The 18,638-nt window shown below is 74.7% G+C and carries 16 protein-coding genes; 3 read left to right on the top strand and 13 right to left on the bottom strand.

What is annotated here, in order from left to right; genetic code table 11:
- The first annotated feature begins 63 nt into the window (after positions 1–63).
- Both AB0I06_RS29835 and AB0I06_RS29830 read left to right on the top strand, forming a co-directional pair.
- On the top strand, positions 64–339 hold the full coding sequence (locus tag AB0I06_RS29835; protein WP_363121946.1) for a DUF3253 domain-containing protein: 276 nt from the start codon (positions 64–66) through the stop codon (positions 337–339).
- 216 nt (positions 340–555) lie between these two features.
- A complete protein-coding gene (locus tag AB0I06_RS29830) occupies positions 556–2,406 on the top strand; it encodes a BTAD domain-containing putative transcriptional regulator (protein ID WP_363121945.1) in 1,851 nt (616 codons plus the stop codon).
- 122 nt (positions 2,407–2,528) lie between these two features.
- Here the strand turns inward: AB0I06_RS29830 and AB0I06_RS29825 are convergent, their stop codons facing one another.
- Complete coding sequence (locus tag AB0I06_RS29825; protein ID WP_363121943.1) at positions 2,529–3,071, bottom strand: hypothetical protein; 543 nt, start codon at positions 3,069–3,071, stop codon at positions 2,529–2,531.
- A 75-nt stretch (positions 3,072–3,146) separates the two neighbouring features.
- The gene (locus tag AB0I06_RS29820) at positions 3,147–4,175 is read right to left on the bottom strand and encodes a 4'-phosphopantetheinyl transferase superfamily protein (protein WP_363121942.1); all 1,029 of its coding nucleotides are present in this window, start codon (positions 4,173–4,175) and stop codon (positions 3,147–3,149) included.
- A gap of 197 nt (positions 4,176–4,372) precedes the next feature.
- On the opposite strand from AB0I06_RS29820, the gene AB0I06_RS29815 reads away from it, so the two are divergent.
- The gene (locus tag AB0I06_RS29815; protein WP_363121941.1) at positions 4,373–5,371 is read left to right on the top strand and encodes a TauD/TfdA family dioxygenase; all 999 of its coding nucleotides are present in this window, start codon (positions 4,373–4,375) and stop codon (positions 5,369–5,371) included.
- A gap of 85 nt (positions 5,372–5,456) precedes the next feature.
- On the opposite strand, the gene AB0I06_RS29810 is transcribed toward AB0I06_RS29815, so the two are convergent.
- The 11 genes from AB0I06_RS29810 to AB0I06_RS29760 form a co-directional block, all read right to left on the bottom strand.
- Complete coding sequence (locus AB0I06_RS29810; RefSeq protein WP_363121940.1) at positions 5,457–8,018, bottom strand: FtsX-like permease family protein; 2,562 nt, start codon at positions 8,016–8,018, stop codon at positions 5,457–5,459.
- A complete protein-coding gene (locus tag AB0I06_RS29805) occupies positions 8,018–8,797 on the bottom strand; it encodes an ABC transporter ATP-binding protein (RefSeq protein ID WP_363121939.1) in 780 nt (259 codons plus the stop codon). Before AB0I06_RS29805 ends, AB0I06_RS29810 begins: the two co-directional genes overlap by 1 nt.
- Before the next feature lie 370 nt (positions 8,798–9,167).
- Entirely contained in the window at positions 9,168–9,848 is a 681-nt protein-coding gene (locus AB0I06_RS29800) for a hypothetical protein (RefSeq protein ID WP_363121938.1), read from the bottom strand.
- Positions 9,849–9,986: 138 nt separating this feature from the next.
- Positions 9,987–10,802: a 4'-phosphopantetheinyl transferase superfamily protein gene (locus AB0I06_RS29795; RefSeq protein ID WP_363121937.1), complete on the bottom strand. Its 816-nt coding sequence runs from the start codon at positions 10,800–10,802 to the stop codon at positions 9,987–9,989.
- Positions 10,803–10,833: 31 nt separating this feature from the next.
- Positions 10,834–12,222, bottom strand: a complete 1,389-nt coding sequence (locus AB0I06_RS29790) for a nucleotide pyrophosphatase/phosphodiesterase family protein (protein WP_363121936.1) — start codon at positions 12,220–12,222, stop codon at positions 10,834–10,836.
- Positions 12,219–13,379 carry a metabolite traffic protein EboE gene (gene eboE, locus AB0I06_RS29785; RefSeq protein ID WP_363121935.1) on the bottom strand — a complete coding sequence of 387 codons (1,161 nt, stop codon included), beginning with the start codon at positions 13,377–13,379 and terminating at the stop codon, positions 12,219–12,221. The genes AB0I06_RS29790 and eboE overlap by 4 nt, the downstream gene beginning before the upstream one ends.
- A 9-nt stretch (positions 13,380–13,388) precedes the next feature.
- Entirely contained in the window at positions 13,389–14,246 is an 858-nt protein-coding gene (locus AB0I06_RS29780) for a TatD family hydrolase (RefSeq protein WP_363121934.1), read from the bottom strand.
- A gap of 30 nt (positions 14,247–14,276) precedes the next feature.
- The gene (locus tag AB0I06_RS29775) at positions 14,277–14,972 is read right to left on the bottom strand and encodes an EboA domain-containing protein (protein ID WP_363121933.1); all 696 of its coding nucleotides are present in this window, start codon (positions 14,970–14,972) and stop codon (positions 14,277–14,279) included.
- The gene (locus tag AB0I06_RS29770) at positions 14,969–15,985 is read right to left on the bottom strand and encodes a sugar phosphate isomerase/epimerase family protein (protein ID WP_363121932.1); all 1,017 of its coding nucleotides are present in this window, start codon (positions 15,983–15,985) and stop codon (positions 14,969–14,971) included. The genes AB0I06_RS29775 and AB0I06_RS29770 overlap by 4 nt, the downstream gene beginning before the upstream one ends.
- The gene (locus AB0I06_RS29765) at positions 15,982–17,304 is read right to left on the bottom strand and encodes an SCO3242 family prenyltransferase (RefSeq protein WP_363121931.1); all 1,323 of its coding nucleotides are present in this window, start codon (positions 17,302–17,304) and stop codon (positions 15,982–15,984) included. Before AB0I06_RS29765 ends, AB0I06_RS29770 begins: the two co-directional genes overlap by 4 nt.
- On the bottom strand, positions 17,301–18,503 hold the full coding sequence (locus AB0I06_RS29760) for an inositol-3-phosphate synthase (RefSeq protein WP_363121930.1): 1,203 nt from the start codon (positions 18,501–18,503) through the stop codon (positions 17,301–17,303). The genes AB0I06_RS29765 and AB0I06_RS29760 overlap by 4 nt, the downstream gene beginning before the upstream one ends.
- Between the last annotated feature and the right edge of the window lie 135 nt (positions 18,504–18,638).

The raw sequence follows: 18,638 nt of genomic DNA, 5'->3' as shown, positions 1-18,638 counted from the left end.
CGGCAGCCCTCCACCCGGCCGGAAACAGGGCTGCCCGGCGCGAGCGGTGCCACACTGGATGGCGTGGCGGAGACGGACCGGCAGCTCGCCCGGCGGTTGGAGCAGGTCATCATGGACCTGCTGGAGCGCCGTGCGGCCACGGCTTCGATCTGTCCGTCCGACGCCGCCCGCGAGGCCTACGAGGGCGATGACGGCGGCTGGCGGGCCCTGATGGAACCGGTCCGCCGAGCGGCCTGGCGTCTGGTGGCGGCCGGCAAGGTCGAGGTGACCCGGGGCGGCCGGCCCGTCACGGAGACCGAAGCGCGCGGGCCCCTTCGCATCCGACGTACGAGCCGGTGACGGCCCGGGCAAGCTCGACCCCCCTCGACCTGTGAACACGGCCATCCCACAGCCGCTCACGGTGGATGCCCGTGCCTCCCGGCAGGAGCGGAGCGGGCTGCCCAGCTCGCCGCGCGGCCCCGGGGAGCGGAACGGGCCGTGGCGATAACCCACCGATAACAGCGCCTCCTACCTTCTATAACTGTAGGAATGGCCGCACCAGAAGGGGGGTGCCCCATGGAGTTTCTGGTCCTAGGGCCGGTGGAGGCTGTACGGGACGGCGAGCGGGTTGCCCTCTCGGGGTCCAAGATTCACACGGTGCTCGCCGCGATGCTGCTGGCGCAGGACCGGGTCGTGTCCGACGCGCGGCTCAGCTCACTGCTGTGGGGCTGGGATCCGCCGGCGACGGCGAGCGCGCAGATCTACACGTACATGTCCCGGCTGCGCAAGCAGCTGGGCGACGAGGCCGAGATCGTACGGCGGCCTCCGGGGTACGTGCTGCGCGCTCCGGGCGCCCGGATCGACCTGGTCGAATTCCGCCGGCTGGAACGGGACGGCAGGCGGGCGCTGGCGGAGCGGCGGTTCGAGGAGTCCTCGGAGTCGCTGCGCCGGGCGCTGCGGCTGTGGCGGGGGCCGGCGCTCGCGAACGTCACCGAGCACCTGCTCGACGCCGAACTGGCGCCGCTGGAGGAGGAGCGCATGCTCGCCCTGGAGTCCCGGATCGAGGCCGATCTGGAGCTGGGGCGGCACGAGCAGGTGACGGCGGAGCTGACCGGGCTGGTCGCCTCGTTCCCGGTACGGGAGCGGCTGCGCGCCCAGTTGATGACCGCGCTGTACCGGTGCGGCCGGCAGGCGGACGCCCTGAACGTCTACTACGAGGGGCGCGGCGTCCTCGCCGAGCAGCTCGGCATCGACCCCGGCGAGGTGCTCGGTTCGACGTACCAGGCCGTGCTGGGCGGAGAGCTGGGGCTCGGGCGGACCGCCGGAGCGCGAGCCGGGCGGACCGGTCCGGTGCCCTCGATGCTGCCCGCCTCCGACGGGGAACTCGTCGGGCGGCAGGACGAACTGCGGGCTCTGCGGGGCCGGTTGGGTCATGAGGAGTCCGCGCAGCGGCGCATCCTGGTGACCGGCATGGCCGGCATCGGCAAGACCGCGCTCGCGGTACGGGCCGCCACCGAGAACGGGGAGCACTTCCCCGACGGGCTGCTCTTCGCCGAACTGTGCGGCTCGGACGGTGCCCCGAGGGCTCCGCGCGCCGTACTCGCGCAGCTGCTGCGGGCGCTCGGGGAGGGCGATCCGAACCTGCCCGCGGGCGATCTGGACGAGCTGGTACGGCTGTACCGGACGCGGACCGCCGGCCGGCGGCTGCTGCTGGTGCTGGACAACGTCTCCGGTGACCGGCAGCTCGCTCCGCTGCTGCCGGCCGGGCCGTCCGCCGTCCTCATCACCAGCAGGCGGCGGCTGGCCCGGGTGACGGCGGGCGACACGTTCGCGCTGCCGTTGCTGGACGAGGAGGCGGGCCTGGACCTGCTGGCCGCCCGTGCGGGACGCCAGCGGCTGCTGGAGGACCCGGACCGGGCCGAGGACCTGGTGGCGTACTGCGGCGGGCTGCCGCTGGCGCTGGCCATCGCGGGCGCCCGGCTGGCGGCCCGGCCGCACTGGACGGCGGCCCGGCTGGCCGGCCGGCTCGCCGACCCCGCCGCCCGGCTGGCCGAACTGGCCTTCGGCGACCTCGACCTGAGCCGGGTCCTGGCGTCCTCGGTGGAGCAGCTCGGAGCGGTCGAGCGGTCGGTGTTCGGAGTGCTCGGCGAAGCGGACGGCGAGCCGTTCCCCGCGCGGTGGGCCGGGGACCGGCTCGGGCTGCCGGAGGACACGGCGGAGAACGCCCTGGAGTCCCTCGTCGACGCCGCGCTGCTGGAACTGTCCGGACTCGACGGCCAGGGACGGCCGTTGTACCACTGCCACGAGCTGGTACGGCTGCTCGCGGCGGCGGCCCCGTGGGAGCCGCGGGGAGCGCGCGAGCAGGAGTCCGCGCCGGTGCTCGCGCCCGCGGCCCGGCGGGGCACACCCGTCACCGGGGCGGGGTGAGCCGGGCCGTGTCGCTGTCCCTGTTCCTGTGCCTGTACGTGGCGGTACCCGTGTGCGTGTGCCTGTACGCGGTCTCCTGCGCGGCGTCGCCCTCGCGTGAGGTGTCCGGTGAGCCGGGCACCTCACCACGCCCCGCGGGCGCGGGCGCGGGTGAAGCCGGGGCCTGCCGTCAGCAGGGCGGGGGCGATGATCTCCTGGGCGATCCGCCAGGCGTCGGAGACGACGCGCTCGCGCGGCGGCCGCGGGGACTGCGTGACGGCCAGCGCGGTGACCGACCAGACCGCGGCCACGGCTGCGGCGGCGCGGACGTGGGGGGCCGGCCGGGCGGGGCGGATACCGGTGCCCGAGACCTCCATGCGCAGACCGAGTCCGGCGGCCTGTGCGTGCTGCGCGCAACGGGCCGCACCGGCGTCGGGATGGCCGAACACAGCGGCCGACAGGGGGTGTTCGTAGGCCGCGCGCACCCAGGTGGAGAAGCGCAGCCGCTCCCGCTCCTCCCAGCCGCTGGGCGCGGACGGGCCGGGGTCGATCCGCTGGACGGCCTCGGCGAGGGTGTCGAAGTACGCGGCCAGTTCGGCGGCCGGCAGGTGAGCTGCGCGGGGTCCGCGGAGTGTGGTGTCGAGGTCGGCGGGACGGGCCGGCGGTGCGACGGATTCCGTGGTCATGATGCGTGACGTCCTCTCTCGGAGTGCGGTCCTGACTGCGGCCGGAGCTCGGCGTGCCGGGGACGGGCCGCGGGGTCACGGGCCGGTGGGCGGGTGGAGGTGGACCGGGCCGCGGGCCGCGGGGCCGGCCGCCCGGGCCAGGGCCACCGCGAGGTGGTCGGACAGACGCAGGTCCTCCACCGTCCACTCGGTGGGGCGTCCGACGCCGTGGTGGGTGACGCGCAGCGGGCCGTCCCGGTCGGGGTGGGTCTCCAGCTGGTCCAGTTCCGTGCCGACGAGGCCCACGCCGACCGCCTTGACGACGGCCTCCTTGCGGGTCCAGACCCGGTGGAACGCGGCGTGCCTGGCCGGGCCCGGCGCCATGGCGTCCAGATGGCGCCGCTCGGACGCGGTCAGGACGGACCCGGCGAACAGGGTCTCGCGCACCGGGCGCAGCGCCTCCGCGTCGACGCCGATGGCGAGGCCGGCGCCCACCACGAAGACGCCCCAGCCGGCCGTACGGCTCAGACTGATCGCCAGCGGGAGTTCGGGGCGCACCAGCAGCGGCGGGCCGTGGTCGTCCGCGCCGCAGCCCGGGCAGCGCCGGTGCCCCAGCCGGACGGTGGCCGGGGTGATGTCGAGCAGTTCGCCGAGCGCGCGCCGGGCTCCGGCCCGGGTGCGCACGAACTCGGCGGCGTCCCGTTCGGCGAGCATGCCGAGGGCCCGCCGGAACTCGTCCGTGCCCAGCAGCGCGAGGTCGGCGGGGTCGACCCGCTCGGGGCAGCGCCACCACCACACGTGTGCCTCGCCCCGGGCGATGAGCCGGTCGGAGGGGGCGGCCGGGTCCACGTCGGCGCGGACCACGCCGGGAGCCTCGGGGACGGTGCCGCCCGGGCGGGGGCCCTCGCCGGCGCTCTGACCGCCGCCCCGGTGGGCGCCGCCGCCGTCGTCGGCCTCCGTGCCGCGGTGGGCGGCTCCGTCGGCGCCGCGGGCCTCGCCGTGGCCAGCGTGCCGACTCGGGGCGCCGGTCCCGCGGGGGCCGGCCGCCGCGTGTGCGGGGGTGCGGTCCTGCTCGTGTGTCCTGCCCGGGGTGTCCGCCCGGCTTCGATCGCGTGGGAGTGTCATGTCCCGCGTCTCCTTTCCCCGCCCGTCCGCCGGGGCGACCGGGCTGTTCGGATGTGCTCGGATGCATACGGTCACTGTTCTCGAGCCTCCTCCTCAGGACTATTGACGGCCTATACCGACGCCCCATAGGGGCGCGATAGGACGGGCTCCCAGAATTGCCCGGGACATTGCCGACAACCACCTGAGGAATCTCTCTCATGACTCAGATTCAGATGCTGGGGCCGGCCGCCTCGAGCACGGTGACCGGGTATGAACTCAGCGAACGGGAAAGGGAGCAGCTGGTGGCCCTGACCCGCCGGCTGACCGGCCCGGCGCATCCGCTCATCGACAGCTCCGAATGGCTGGGCGCGGCCCTCGCCGCCTCCTCGTCGATGCCGCGCACGCTGCTGGCCACGCTGCGCGCGTTCCGGCACGATCCGGGTCAGGACGGGGTGCTGCTGCTGCGCAATCTGCCGGTGGTGGCGGGTGATCCGCTGCCGCCCACTCCGAGTGTGCCGAATTCCGTCGAGCGCGTTCCGACGACCGCGGCCTCCGTCATCACCTCGCTGATGCTGCAACTCGGTGAGGTGATCGCTTTCCGGAGCGAGAAGAACGGCGCCCTGGTGCAGAACGTGGTGCCGGTGCCGGGCCGGGAGGAATCACAGAGCAACGCCGGTTCCGTACTGCTGGAATTGCACGTGGAAAACGCCTTCCACGACAACCGGCCCGATTACGTGGGGCTGCTCTGCATACGGGAGGACCCGACCGGCGACGCGAAATTGTGCACCTCCTCCGTCCGCCGCGCGCTGCCGCTGCTGTCGGAGGAGGCGCGCCGGGTGCTCGCCGAGCCGCGGTTCCTGACCGAGCCGCCGCCGTCGTTCGGCAGCCTCGACAGCGTCCGGTCGGCGCACCCGGTGCTCCTGGGCGACCGGGAGGACCCCAACGTGCTGGTCGACTTCGCCGCCACCCACCCGCTGGACGACCCGGCGAAGGCGGCGATGGCGGAGCTGCGGGACGCGTTGGTCGAGACGATGACGGCGCACCGGCTGCGGGTCGGTGACTTCGCCGTCGTGGACAACCGGATCGCGGTGCACGGCCGTACCTCCTTCGTTCCGCGCTACGACGGCGCGGACCGCTGGCTGGAGCGGGTCTACGCGCACCTGGACAACCGCCGTAGCCGGGTGGACCGCAGGGGCGGTGGCCCGGTCCTGAACTAGGACAAGGCGGTGAAGGCGACTCACGGCTGAAGGGCCGGCCCCGCGGGGCCGGCCCTTCAGCCGTGAGTGCTGCGGCGCGGTGCCGTCACTGACGGGAGCCGATGACGTCCGCGGGGCGACCGGTCAGCGACAGCCGGCCCGGCACGACCGTCGCCAGCAGGGCCAGGACACCGGCGAAGCCGAGGACACCCAGGTACATCCACGGGTCGACGGAGGGGGCCGCGGAGCCCGTCATGCCGATGCTGAACGCGGTCAGGACGGCGAAGGCGATGCCGCTGCCGAGCGCCGCGGCGATGAGCACCACGACCAGGGACTCGATGCGCAGCATGCCCATGACCTGCCGGCGGGTGGTGCCGACCAGGCGCAGCAGGGCGAACTCGCGGAAACGGTCGGAGACCGACATGGCGAGCGTGTTGACCACGGCGATCGCGGTGAACGCGATGATCAGCCCCATGGCGACGTAGTTGACCTCGGCGTTGGACTGCTGCACCTCGGCCTGGAGGTCCTCGACCTGGCCGCGGTCCAGGACGCCCACGCCCGGGAACGCGCCGACGGCCTTCTGGAGCTGCTCGCGGCCCACCCTGCCGTCGTCGGCGGTCTTGACGAGGACGGAGGAGGCGAGCGGGTTGTCGACGTGCCGCGCGACCAGATCGTGGGCCATGGTCAGGTCGCCGAAGCCGAGTCCGCGGGCGTAGACGGCGGCCACCTTCAAGGTGACCACGGTGCCGTCGCCGAGGGTGATCTTGAGGGAGTCGCCGGGCTTCTTGCCGAGGTGGTCGGCGGCGACCTCGCTGAGCGCGACGCTGCGGGTGCCGAACCCGGCCAGTGTTCCCTCGCTGACGTCCGGGTCCCAGTTCTTGCGCAGGCCGTCCGTGGACAGGCCCTGCGAGGGGTACTTGTCGAGGCCGACGCGGACGGTGGTACGGACCACCTCGGTGATCGCGGTGACGCCGGGGGTGGCGCGCAGGGCGTCGGCGGCCTGCTCGGGCACGCCGGGGCCGGAGGAGGCGACGACCCAGTCGGCCCGGTTGCCGTCCTTGGCCTGGGCCGAGGCGGCGTCGCCCATCGTGGTCTGCACGAACAGCACCGTGCAGGCCATGCCGATGAGCAGGGCAAGCGGCGTGATCGCGGACGCCATCCGTTTGGTGTTGGCGCGGACGTTGGCCGTGGCGAGGTGGCCGGCGACGCGCGAGGCGCGCAGCGGCACGCCCAGGACCGCGACGGCGAGCCGGGCGATGACCGGGCCGAGCAGGGCGACCGCGACCGCCAGCACCACGACGGTCAGGAACGTCACCGGCGTGGACGCCGGCTCCGTCTTCAGCACGCTCAGCACGGCCAGCAGCACGATTCCGCCGGCCAGGGTGAGCGCTCCGGCGAGGAAGCGGCCCCATGCGAAGCCGGTCCGCTCCATGGCGGATTCGGCGAGCGCCTCGGCGGGCCGGATACGGGCGGTGCGGCGGGCGGAGATACGGGCCGCGGCCCAGGCGCCCAGCAGGGCGGCGCCGATGGCGGCGGCGAACGGGAAGAAGCTGAAGGTGACCTCGAGGGTGTCGGGGATGGTTCCGAAGCCGACGAACTTGTGGTGCAGCCAGTACGCGATCGGCAGTCCGGCGGCGGCGCCGAGCACCCCGGCGAGCAGACCGACGATCAGGGCCTCGCGGCCGATGAGCTGCCGTACCTGCTTGGGGGTGGCGGCGATGGCGCGCAGCAGGGCCAGTTCGCGGTAGCGCTGCTGGATGGAGAGGGCGAAGGTGCCCACGACCACGAGGATCGCGACCAGCAGCGAGGTGCCGCCGATGGCGCCGCCCATGGAGACGAGCTTGATGCGGGCCTTCGCCGCGTCCAGGAACTCGACCGGGCCGCGGTCGCCGCCGGTGACGACCTGGGCGGTGGTGCCGTCCAGCGCCTTCGTCACCTGGTCCGCCAGTTCGGCGGTGCCGACGCCCTTCGCGGGCAGCACGCCGACCGCGGTGATCTGCCCGTCGCGGCCGGAGAGCCGCTGGGCCTCGGGGGTGGAGAAGAACAGCGAGGTCTGCTGCTTCAGGTCGCCGCCGGCGGGTGCCGCGATGCCGCTGACGGTGTAGGTGCGGGGGGCGTCGGTCGACTGCACGGTGAGCTTCGAGCCCGGCTTCAGGCCGGTGCGGCCCGCGAGTTCGCGGTCCACGACGACGTCGGCGGCGGACGCGGGCGCGCCGCCTTCGACCAGCTTGAACGGGGTGAGGGCGGCCGAGGCCCAGGCGTGCCCGTAGGAGGGCTTGCCGTCGACGCCCTGGACGACGCGGCCGTCGGGACCGACCGCGTACGCGGGGAAGGTGATCTCGGGTACGACGGCCCGGGCGCCGGGCACCTTCTCCAGCGCGGTGACGGTGGAGCCGGGCAGCCAGACGCGTTCGCCGAGCGGCTTTGCCTTGTGCTTGGTCTTGGTCTTGCCCTTCTTCTTCTTGACGGTGGTCTGGTGGACGTTCTGGTCGCCGCCGACGATCACCGGGGCGGCGGCGTACCGCTCGGTGCCGATGGTGCCGCGCAGGCCGGTCTCCAGGAGGATGCCGCACGCGGTGACCAGGGCGGCGGCGCACATCAGCGCCAGGAACGCGCCGATGAATCCGCCCTTGCGCGCCTTGAGGGTCTGGAAGGCGTAACGCAGCATCAGGCCCACGCTCCCAGGTGCGTCATCCGGTCCGCGACGCGCTCGGCGGTCGGGGCGTGCATACGGTCGGCCAGGCGGCCGTCGGCGAGGAACAGGACGGTGTCGGCGTACGAGGCGGCGATCGGGTCGTGGGTGACCATGACGACGGTCTGGCCGGTGTCGTCCACGCAGGACCGCAGCAGCGAGAGGATCTCCTTCGCCGTGACGGTGTCCAGGGCGCCGGTCGGCTCGTCGCCGAAGATGACGTCGGGGCGGGTGATCAGGGCGCGGGCGATGGCCACGCGCTGCTGCTGGCCGCCGGAGAGTTCGGCGGGGCGGTGGCCGGCCCGGCCGCCGAGGCCGACGCGGGTCAGGATCTCCTCCAGCCACCGCTTGTCCAGGCGCTCGCCGGCCAGCCGCAGGGGCAGCTCGACGTTCTGGCGCACGGACAGGGACGAGATCAGGTTGAACGCCTGGAAGACGAATCCGATGCGCTGGCGCCGCAGCTTGGTCAGCTGGGTCTCGTTCATCCCTCCGAGCTCGGTGTCACCGATCCAGGCGCGGCCGGAGGTCGGCTTGTCGAGGCCGGCGGCGCAGTGCAGGAAGGTCGACTTGCCGGAGCCGGACGGGCCCATGACCGCGGTGAACGAGCCGCGCTCGATGCCCACGGAAACGCCGTCGAGGGCCCGGACGCCACGGCCGTTCCTGCCGTAGACCTTGCTGACCTCGTCCAGCCGCAGGGCGTGGCTCCGGGTGACGGTGCCGCTGCGCGGCTCGGTGTTGGTCCTCTCGGTCATCATGCGTGACTGTCCTCTCCATCCATCGTCGCGGGGGCGGTGAGCACCTCCGCCGACAGCGCAAGTGCATCGCATCGAACCTCGCCGCCCGATCTATATCGGCCCTATGGGAAGGACCCGTAGGGGTGGATCAGGGCATGGGTTTCGGTCGATGACGCGGAGGATCGTCCGAAAGCAGACAGGTGCGGTGGCCCGGCCTGGGCTCCGGAGAGGTCCTTGAGCGCGGCTTGGTGGGCGGGGTCCGGCCGGGCCGGCAGCGGCGGCCTGTCACGGACGCCCTCGCTCAGCGCGTCGGGATCGACTGCGGCGCCCGCCGGTGGCGGCCATCGGCCGGACCGGCGGGCGCCGTGGTGGTGGTCGGCCGCGTTCGGTGTCAGGTGCGGCGTCTGACCCGGCGCAGGATCAGCGTGGCCGCCACCGCCGCGGCGCTCGTCATATAGGCGGCGACGACCCAGGGGGCCGGGGAGCGGCCCGCCGTGAGGCCGTGGGCCATGGCGGCGGCCCAGGCGGCGTAGGAGGCTCCGTGGAGGATGCGGAACGGGCGGATCCAGCGGCGTCGCGCGAAGACGCCGCGCCAGACGCCGGTGGCGAGGGCGAGCAGGAAGAGGTGGCAGGCGAGGGTGCCCAGGCCGACCAGGGCGTCGCCGCTGCCCCAGCCGAGCGCGGCGGCCGCGGCGTCCACCCGGCCGCCCGCCACCTTCACGCCGATGTGGGTCAGCAGCGCGCCGACGCCCACCACGCCGACCGCCCGGTGCAGGCGCTGCGCGTGCGAGCGGACCGGCGGCGGCAGCAGTCCGCGCAGGGCGGAGGCCAGGCCGAGCATGACGGCGGCGGACAGGGCGACCAGGGCGACGACGCCGGCCATCCGGTCCAGGAAGTCGCGCAGGGCGCCCGCGGCGAGCACGCCGGTCAGCAGGGCGGCACCGGCCGCGGCCAGTCCGCCGCCGATCAGAGCGGCGCCGGGGGACGGGGTGTGCGGGGGGCCCTTGCGGATGGGCGGCGGTTCGGGGGGCGGGGTCAGGACCGGGCTGCCGGTGCCGATGGTGTGGGTCATCGTTCCTCCCTCGCGGGGATGCCGACCGGGACGGTTCCCGGCCTCCGCCGGGGAGGGCCGGGGGCCGGGAACCGTGGTGCCCCGGGAGCCGGGGGACGCTCCCCGGGGCGGGCCGTACCGACGGGGCCGGTACGGGGGTCAGGCGGGCGGATGGACGTGGACGGGGCCCAGCAGGCCGGCGGACGGGCGGGACAGGGAGGCCGACCAGGGGCCCGGCAGGTGCAGGTCCTCGACGTGCCAGGTCGTGGTGCGCTCGCGGTGCACGTGGCGCACGGTCAGCGGGCCGTCCGCGGAGGGGTCGACCTCCAGGGTGTTCAGCGGCATGCCCATCAGGCCCAGGCCGACCGCCTTGACGACCGCCTCCTTCCGGGTCCAGGCCCGGTGGAAGGTTCTGGTGCGCTCCGGGCCCTCCGCGAAGGACAGGAGCTGTTCGCGTTCGTCCGGCGTCAGGACGAGCTCCGCCAGTGCCGCGGACTCCACCGTGCGGTACGCCTCCACGTCGACGCCCACCCAGTCGCCCGCCCTGACCGCCAGCACACCGCAGCCGGTGGTGCGGGACAGGCTGACCGCGAGCGGGACGGGCGGCCGGACGACCGCGGGCGGGCCGTGTTCGGCGTCACCGCAGCCGGGGCAGATGCGCCGGCCGAAGCGGACGGACTGCGGGGCCACGCCCAGCAGTTGTGCCACGGCCCGGCGTGCGCCGGCCCGGGTGGTCGTGAAGGCCGCCGCGTCCCGCGCCGCGTGGAAGCGGCGGGCACGGGCCCGTTCCGCCTCGTCCAGCAGCGCGAAGTCGACGGGGTCCACGGCCTCGTTCAGCGGCCACCACCACACGTGTGCCGCGCCGTTCTCCCCCAGCCGGGCCACCACCGTGCGTGCCGTCTCCGGCACGTACACGTCGCTGATGTCCGCCGCGTGATCGATGTGTGCTGCGGCCGGGGCCGATAGTGATGCCATCTCTCCTCCTCTCTTCTCGTCACGGCCGGTCTCAGGCCAGTCCGTTGAGGCGCAGGAGGAGTTCCTTCACCTCGGTGGCGTGGTAGCGGTCCCGTTCCTGGGCCGGGTCGGAGCACAGCAGCAGCGGCCCGTCCCGGTCGTCGGAGGGCAGCCGTCCGTGGCTGCCCCTGACCAGGCCGGGATCGAGCGGCACCACGGTCAGCGGTGCGCGCATCCCGGCCTTCTTCCGCAGCACGGTCAGTGCCGCCTTCGCCTTCACCGCCGGGATCGACGGGTCGAAGAAGAGCTCGGCGGGGTCGTAGCCCGGCTTGCGGTGGATGTCGACGCCGCGCGCGAAGTCGGGTGCGCGGGCGTCGTCGAGCCAGTAGTAATAGGTGAACCAGGCGTCCGGTTCCGAGACCACCACCAGCTCACCGGAGTTGGGGTGGTCGATGCCGTGGTCGGCCTGCTGGGCGCGGTCCCAGATCTCGTCGACACCGTCCAGCGCCTTCAGCACGTCCCGCACCCTCGGGACGTCGGTGGAGTCGGCCACGTAGACGTGGGCGGCCTGGTGGTCGGCGACGGCGAACGCCCGCGAGGTGTGCGGGTCGAGGTACTCCATGCCCCGCTGGGTGGACACCGAGAGCAGTCCCTCGCGGCGCAGGGCGCGGTTGATGTCGACGGGCCGGCTCACCGGGCTGATGCCGTACTCGCTCAGCGCGACCACCGTCGTGCCGCGCTCCCGCAGGTCGGTGAGGAGCGGGGCGAGGGCCGCGTCGGTCTCCCGGGCGGCGCGGACGGCCTGCGGGCTGTCGGGGCCGTACCGCTGGAGGTCGTAGTCGAGGTGCGGGACGTAGACGAAGGTGAGGTCGGGGCGGCGGCGGTCGACGACGTAGCGGGCGGCGCCCGCGATCCAGCGGGTGGAGGCGATCGACGCGGTCGGGCCCCAGTACTGGAAGAGCGGGAAGTCGCCCTGCGCGACGGTGAGTTCGTCGCGCAGAGAGGCGGGGACGGTGTAGCAGTCCGGGGACTTGCGGCCGTCGTGGTGGTAGACGGGGCGGGGGGTGAGGACGGTGTCGACGTCGGCGCCCATCGCCCACCACCAGCACAGGTAGGCGGTGGAGTGCTCCGGGTCGCGGCGGCGGGCCGCCTGCCACACCTTCTCGCCGTGCACCAGCCCGTTGTGCTGGCGCCACATCATGACCTCGCCCTGGTCGCGGTGGTACCAGCCGTTGGCCACCGCCCCGTGCTCGCGCGGCAGCGACCCCGTGGTCAGGGTGGCCTGCACGGTCGCGGTGACGGCCGGGAAGACCGTGTCCAGGCGGGCGGTGAAGCCCTGTTCGCCGATCGCGCGGAGATGGGGCATCTCGTCGAGCAGCCGCCGGGTCAGGCCGACCGTGCACAGGACGGCGACCTGCCGGCCCGTCCCGTCGCCGGTCACGACGTCACCTGCGTGAGACCCAGGGCCGTCAACTCGTCGCGCATCCAGGTCATTTCCGCGGCCAGGCCGGCCACGAGGGCGTCGTCGTGGTGGCCGGGCAGCACGGACCAGGTGTAGGTCTCCACCTCGACGTGGTCGGTGACCGCCCGCTCCCCCGCGAACAGCGTCCGCAGGGTCGCGCGCAGCACCTCGCGGGTGCCGGCCAGCGGCGGCGGTGGCTCCTGGTGCAGCGGCACGTGGTAGTGGATGCGCCAGGGCGCCCGGCCCGGCAGCGCGCCGGCGAGCGCGCCCCCGAGGTCGTCGCAGGCCAGCAGTGTCCCGCCGGGGCCCGCCTCCCTGGTCTGGTGCAGGAACCGCCGCTCCGCGAAGGGTGCGAGCACCTCGCGTACGGAGTCCTGGGCGGGGTCGGGGACCTCCAGCGCGGTGGACGCCTGGAGTTTGACCACCGGGACGCCCGCCTCGCGCAGCCGGGCCAGCGCGGCGGCCGGTTCCTCGTGGGCGACGGCGAGGTGACAGGCGTCGAGGCAGACGCCGATCCACTGCGGGTCGGTACCGGCCAGCACGTCGACGGCCTGCTCGGTGGTCTCCGCCACGCAGCCGGGCTCCGGTTCGATGCCGACCCGTATGGTCTTGCCGGTGTCGGCGGCGATCTGCTTGAGCCCCTCCGCGAGCGCGTCCAGCTGCCGGGCCGCTGTGGTGCGCTGCGCCGAGGTCCACACGGTGCGCCAGGCCAGCGGCAGGGTGGAGATGGAGCCGCGTGACGTGCCCTCGGGCAGCAGTCCGGCGAGCACCCGGGCCAGGTTCAGCGTGTACTCCAGACGGGCCGGTTCCGACCAGTCCGGGTAGTACACGGCCCGTTTGACGACGGGAGCGTGGAAGCCCCGGTAGGGAAAGCCGTTGAGGGTGACCGTCTCCAGGCCGCGGGTGCTCAGCTCGCGGCGCAGCCGGGCCACGCCGGCCGGGTCGGCGGCCAGCGCGCCGGCCGTCTCGGCGGGCAGCCACAGGCCGATGCCGATCAGCCGGGCGCCGGCGGCGACGCGCACCGGTTCGGCGTACGCGGCGAGCTGGCCGACGATGCCGTCGAGGGTCTCGGCGGGGTGCACGTTGGTGCAGTACGCCAGGTGGACGGTGCTGCCGTCGGGGTGTCGAAAGCGCATGAGGGGACCTCAGCTCCCACCGCGGGCGATGGAGTTGCCCGCGAACAGGCCGGCGGCCTGGGTCTCGTTGTATCCGTCGAGGTCGAGGCGGCCCGACTGCCCGTAGAAGCTGACGGGGTTGCGCCACAGGACCCGGTCCACGTCGTCCTCGTCGAAGCCGGCGGCGAGCATCGCCTCGGCGGTGGCGCGGGTCAGCAGCGGGTCGCTGTGGCCCCAGTCGGCAGCCGAGTTGACGAGCACGCGCTCGGTGCCGAACCGTTTCAGGACGGCGACCATGCGCTCGGCGGTCATCTTGGTGTCGGGGTAGATGGAGAAGCCCATCCAGCAGCCGCTGTCGGCGACCTCGCCGACGGTGAGCTCGTTGAGGTGGTCCAGGACGACCAGGGCCGGGTCGATGCCGGAGGCGCGGATCACGTCCAGGGAACGCCCGGTACCGCCCGCCTTGTCGCGGTGCGGGGTGTGCACCAGGGCGGGAAGACCGTGCTCCGCGGCGAGTTCCAGCTGCCGGGCGAAGGCGAATTCCTCGGCGTCGGTGACGGTGTCGTAGCCGATTTCGCCCACCGCGACCACACCGTCCTTGGCCAGGTAGCGCGGCAGCAGGTCCAGGACCGGCAGGCAGCGCGGGTCGTTGGCCTCCTTGGGGTTCAGGCCGATCGTGCAGTAGTGGCGGATGCCGAACTGGGCGGCCCGGTAGGGCTCCCAGCCCAGCAGGGAGTCGAAGTAGTCGGTGAAGCTCGCCGGGTGGGTGCGGGGCTGGCCGAGCCAGAACGCCGGCTCCACCAGGGCCCGGACGCCCGCGGCGTGCATCGCCTTGTAGTCGTCCGTCGTACGGGACGTCATGTGGATGTGGGGATCGAAGATGCGCATGGCCGTGGCTTCCGCTCGGGGTGGGTGGGGTCAGGCGTCGTACGGGGCGCGGTCCGCGGTGACGTCCGCGGCTTCCTGCGTGGCGACGAGCCACAGGTCGGCCGGTACGGTACGGCCCGCGGCCCGCCGTTCCTCGGCGAATCCCTGTGCCATGCGGGCGAGTTCGGCGTCACGGCGTTCGTGCAGCCCTGCGACCCGGTGCAGCGGGATGCCGGTGAACAGGCACTTCAGTACGGCCTGGCGCCAGCGGTACTGGTCCAGGTGGGCGCGCGCGTACGGGCCGAGCGCGGCCGAGATCAGCCGGGTGTCGTTGGTGCGCAGTGCGTCGTCGGTGAGCGTCAGGCCGGCGGCGCCGATGCGCAGGAAGGGCAGGGCGCGCAGGACGCCCCGGCGCTCGGCGGCGTCGCCGCCGTGGTAGCGGGCCGCGGCCTCCGCGGCCAGGTCGCCGTCCTGCGCGGGGAGCCGCAGCAGCAGGACGGTACGGATGCCGTCCTCCACGCTCCAGCCGGCCCAGCCGGGCAGCGGGCCGCGGCCGTAGTACCGGCCGGCGGCGGGGAAGCGGGTGTCCAGGGCGGCGGCGCCCTGTTCGGCGACGGCGGCGGTGTCCCGGGCGAAACGGTTCCGCTGGTCCGCGGAGAGGACGGAGAGGAGGGACTCCCTCAGCGTGCGCACGGTCAGGGCGTCGTGGACGGCCCCGGGCGCCTGCGTCAGTGTGGGTGCGGTCATGTCGGTGTGACCTCCTTCGAGAGGTGTGCGGGCGCACGCGGGGTGCGGGGCGCGGGTACGGCGGTACGGGCCGCCGCGGCGCGCAGGAACTCGATGCTGTGGCGGGCCGTCGCGGTCGCGGCGTGGCTGTGCCGGGGCAGCTCCACGGAGACCAGGCCGCGGTAGCGGGCCGCGCGCAGCGCGTCGAGGACCGGCGGGAAGTCGATCTCCCCCGCGCCGAACGGCAGGTGCTCGTGCACGCCCCGCCGCATGTCCTCGATCTGCACATGGGCCAGCGAGTCGGCGGCCAGCTCGACGCACCGAGGCTCCGGGTACGGTTCCAGGCACCGGCAGTGCCCGATGTCCAGGGTCAGCCCGAGCCGGTCCGGTGCGCCCAGCGCCCGCCACAGCCTGCGGTACCCGGCCAGGTCGGCGACGAGCATGCCCGGCTCCGGCTCGAACGCGAGCCGGACCCCGGCCCGCTCGGCGTCGGTGAGGGCCGTCGCGCAGCCCTCCTCCAGCCGCCGCCACGCCTCCTCGCGGGTGGTGCCGGGGTCGGGTGTGCCGCTCCAGAAGTGCACGGCCTCGGCGCCCAGTTCGGCCCCGATGACGATCGCGCGCCGCAGCAGCTCCTGCCGGGCGGCCCGTCCTTCGGGCTCGGCGCTCAGCAGCGTCGGGCGGTGCTTGCGCATCGGGTCGAGCAGATAGCGCGCCCCGGTCTCCACGACCACGGCCAGCCCGGCCCGCCCGATCGCCCGCCCCGCGTCCCGGACACGGGCCGCCAGGCCGGGCGCGTACGGATCGAGGTGCTGGTGGTCGAGGGTGAGCGACACCCCGTCGTACCCGAGGCCGGCGAGGACCGCGAGGGCGTCGGTGAGCCGGTGGTCGGCGAAGCCGTTGGTGCCGTAGGCGAAGCGGAGGCGCTCCGCTGGTGCGGGGTGTGCCTCCTCCTGGGGGACGGTTCGGGTCGCTGCCGGGCCGGCGCCGGTGACAGCCGGGTGCGTGCCGGGCCGGGGGCCCTGGTGGACTGTCATGTCGGGGACACCTTCCTGGCGAGGCGGGCTGTCTGCGGGAGGACCGCGGCGAGCAGGGCGGCGAGCCCGGGAGAACCGGTGCGGGAGACGAGGGCGGCCTGGAGGGGCAGCAGCGCGTGGATGCCGGCGCCGACCGCGGCCCGGGTCCGCGCGGCGTCCGGGTCGCGCAGGGCGGCCCACTGGGCGCGGGCACAGGTGACCGCGTAGACGGCGGCGGTCAGGACGGTCACGGCGATGGACCGGCCGGGCGGCCGTGGCGCGTCGCCGCCGACGCCGGGAGCCGACCGCGCGGTGGAACCGGCGAGGTGGCGCAGCACGGCGGACAGGGCGGCCGGGGGGCCGTCCGGCGCGACGCCGACGAGGTGCCGCGGCACGGCGGACAGAGAGGCCGGTGGGCCGTCCGGCACCTGCCTCGTCGCGGCGGACGCCGGGTCAGGACGCCCCCGCCCGCAGGCGTATGAGGTGCCGGCCGTCGCCGCCAGGGTCACCGCCGCCGTCACCGCCAGGGACAGCAGGGGCTCGCGGCCCGCCGTGCCGTTCACCTCGTGGCGGCTGAGGCGGGTCAGCGCCCAGGTGTGGGCGCCGACCGTGGCCGCGGCGTGCAGCGCGGGACCGGCCGGTGAGGGGCCGGTGCCGTGCAGCACGTCGAGGGCACGGGCCGCCGCCATCGCGACGGGTCCCAGCGGGGTGTGCTTCAGGCCCAGGTCGTACGCCCACACGGTGGCCGCGAGCGGCAGGGTGCGCCGCAGCAGGACGCGGCGGCCGCCGGCGAGCGCGCCCAGGGCGAGGCCGGTGGCGGTGAGCCCGCCGGCGATGCCCAGGGCGGCCCCGGCGCTGATCCGCCCGGACGGCACCGGGCGTTCGGGGCGTTCGCGGGCGTCCTCCTCGCGGTCGGCCCAGTCGTTGAGAGCCATGCCGGCCCAGTACAGGCTGACGGAGGAGGCGGCGAGGAGCAGGGTCCGCCCGCCCGCCGGGCGTCCGGCGCCGAGCGCGCCGGCCAGTACGTCGCCGGGGACGGTGAGCGCGGCGGGTGCCCGTACCAGCTCGGCGACCGCGGTGGCGTGCTGCCGGACCGCGACGGAACGGGGCCGGTACCCGGTGTCGTACCGGGGGCGGGGGGAAACGGAGGGGGTGGTCTCGGTCCCCCGCGCCGTCCGGAACGCCGTCGACGCCGCCCGGGCGGCCGCGCGGCACGCCGTGAGGGTGTCGCGGGCGCCGCGGGTCAGTTCACGCAGGGTACGGCGGCGGGGGCCCGGCCGCGGGGGTGCCGGGGTGCCGGAGCCGCCGGCGGCGGGCGGCGCAGCGGTCGCGGTGGTCATCGCGCCACCTCGGACCGGCGCGCGGGCTCGGCTGAGGTGGCCGCCCACGCGGTCAGGGCTCCGTACTGCAGGGTCAGGTTGTGCTCCGCGGAGGCCGCCGGGTCCTTGAAGAAGAAGCCGAGCGCGGGCAGCGCCCCGCTCTCCCCGCGGCGGCGGGCCAGCGCGACGAGCCGGACCAGGTCGAGGACGAGCGGCGCGGCGAGCGCCGAGTCGCAGCCCTGCCAGGTGAACTGGAGGGTCATGCGCACGCCGAGGAACCCCTCGAAGGTGATGTGGTCCCAGGCGGTCTTCCACTCCCCCAGCTCCGGCACGTTGTCGATGTGCACGACGCCTTCGACGGCGTGTCCGACGGTCTCCTCCAGGGCGCGCTGCTTGGACTCGGTCTTGCTGCGCGCGGCGGCCGGGTCGGCGAGGGTGGCGCCGTCACCGCCGCCGAGCAGGTTGGTTCCGGACCAGGAGCGCAGCCGCAGCGCGCGCTGCGTGAACATCGGCGCCAGGGCGCTCTTGACGAGCGTCTCGCCGGTCTTGCCGTCGCGGCCCGCGTGCGGCACCCCGCGCAGCCGGGCGAGTTCCTCCAGGGCGGGCAGCGCGGCACCGGCGGAGGGGGTGAAGTTCACGTAGGCGCAGCCGGCGTGGAAGGCGGCGTAGGCGTACAGCGCGCTCGGCGGCAGCAGGTCCGTGCTCGCGGCGAGGGCCTTGTCGAGGTCGGCGAGGTCGAGGAAGGCGGGGTCGGGCTCGGGCAGCGGCTCGGTGGAGGAGACGTTGACGACGACGACCTGCTCCAGGCCGTGCCGTGTGCGGAAGTCGTCGATGTCGGCCGCGAGGCGGCGCGCGGTGGTGTACTGGGGCTCGTCGGGCAGCGGCGAGCCGTCGCGGATCGCGGCGTCGGCGGCCTCCAGGGCCGGGCGCACCGCGGCCACGAGGGGGGCGGGCAGGACGCCCGCGTGGGCCAGTTCGCCCGCCCTCACCGTCAGCGGCACGTCGACGACGTCGTGGCCGCCGAAGACGAGGTCGGCGAGGTCCGGCAGACCGGCGCCGGCGAAGTCGGGGGACTCGGTGACGCATCCGGTGGCGGAGGCGAGGCCCGCTGCGATGGCGGCCACGCCCGCGACGGCGGTGGTCGCGACCGAGCCTCGGGCGCCGACCAGCCAGACGCCGATACGGGGAGAGGATCCGAGGGAGCGGGCAGTGTCCTGCATGGTGAGCGTGCCTCCTGCGCTGGGACGGGCCTGAGCTGGGTCGAGACGGGCGGAGCCGGGTCGGGACGGGGCCGAGCCGGGTTGCGGCGGGGCTGAGCTTGGTCGCGGCGGGGGCCGGTGGGGGCGCCGCGGGGG

Origin of the sequence: Streptomyces sp. NPDC050674 (genome assembly GCF_040654575.1) — a bacterium.
Classification (GTDB): domain Bacteria; phylum Actinomycetota; class Actinomycetes; order Streptomycetales; family Streptomycetaceae; genus Streptomyces.
The sequence above is the reverse complement of the archived record's forward strand: the minus strand, read 5'-3'. Positions and strand labels throughout refer to the sequence as shown.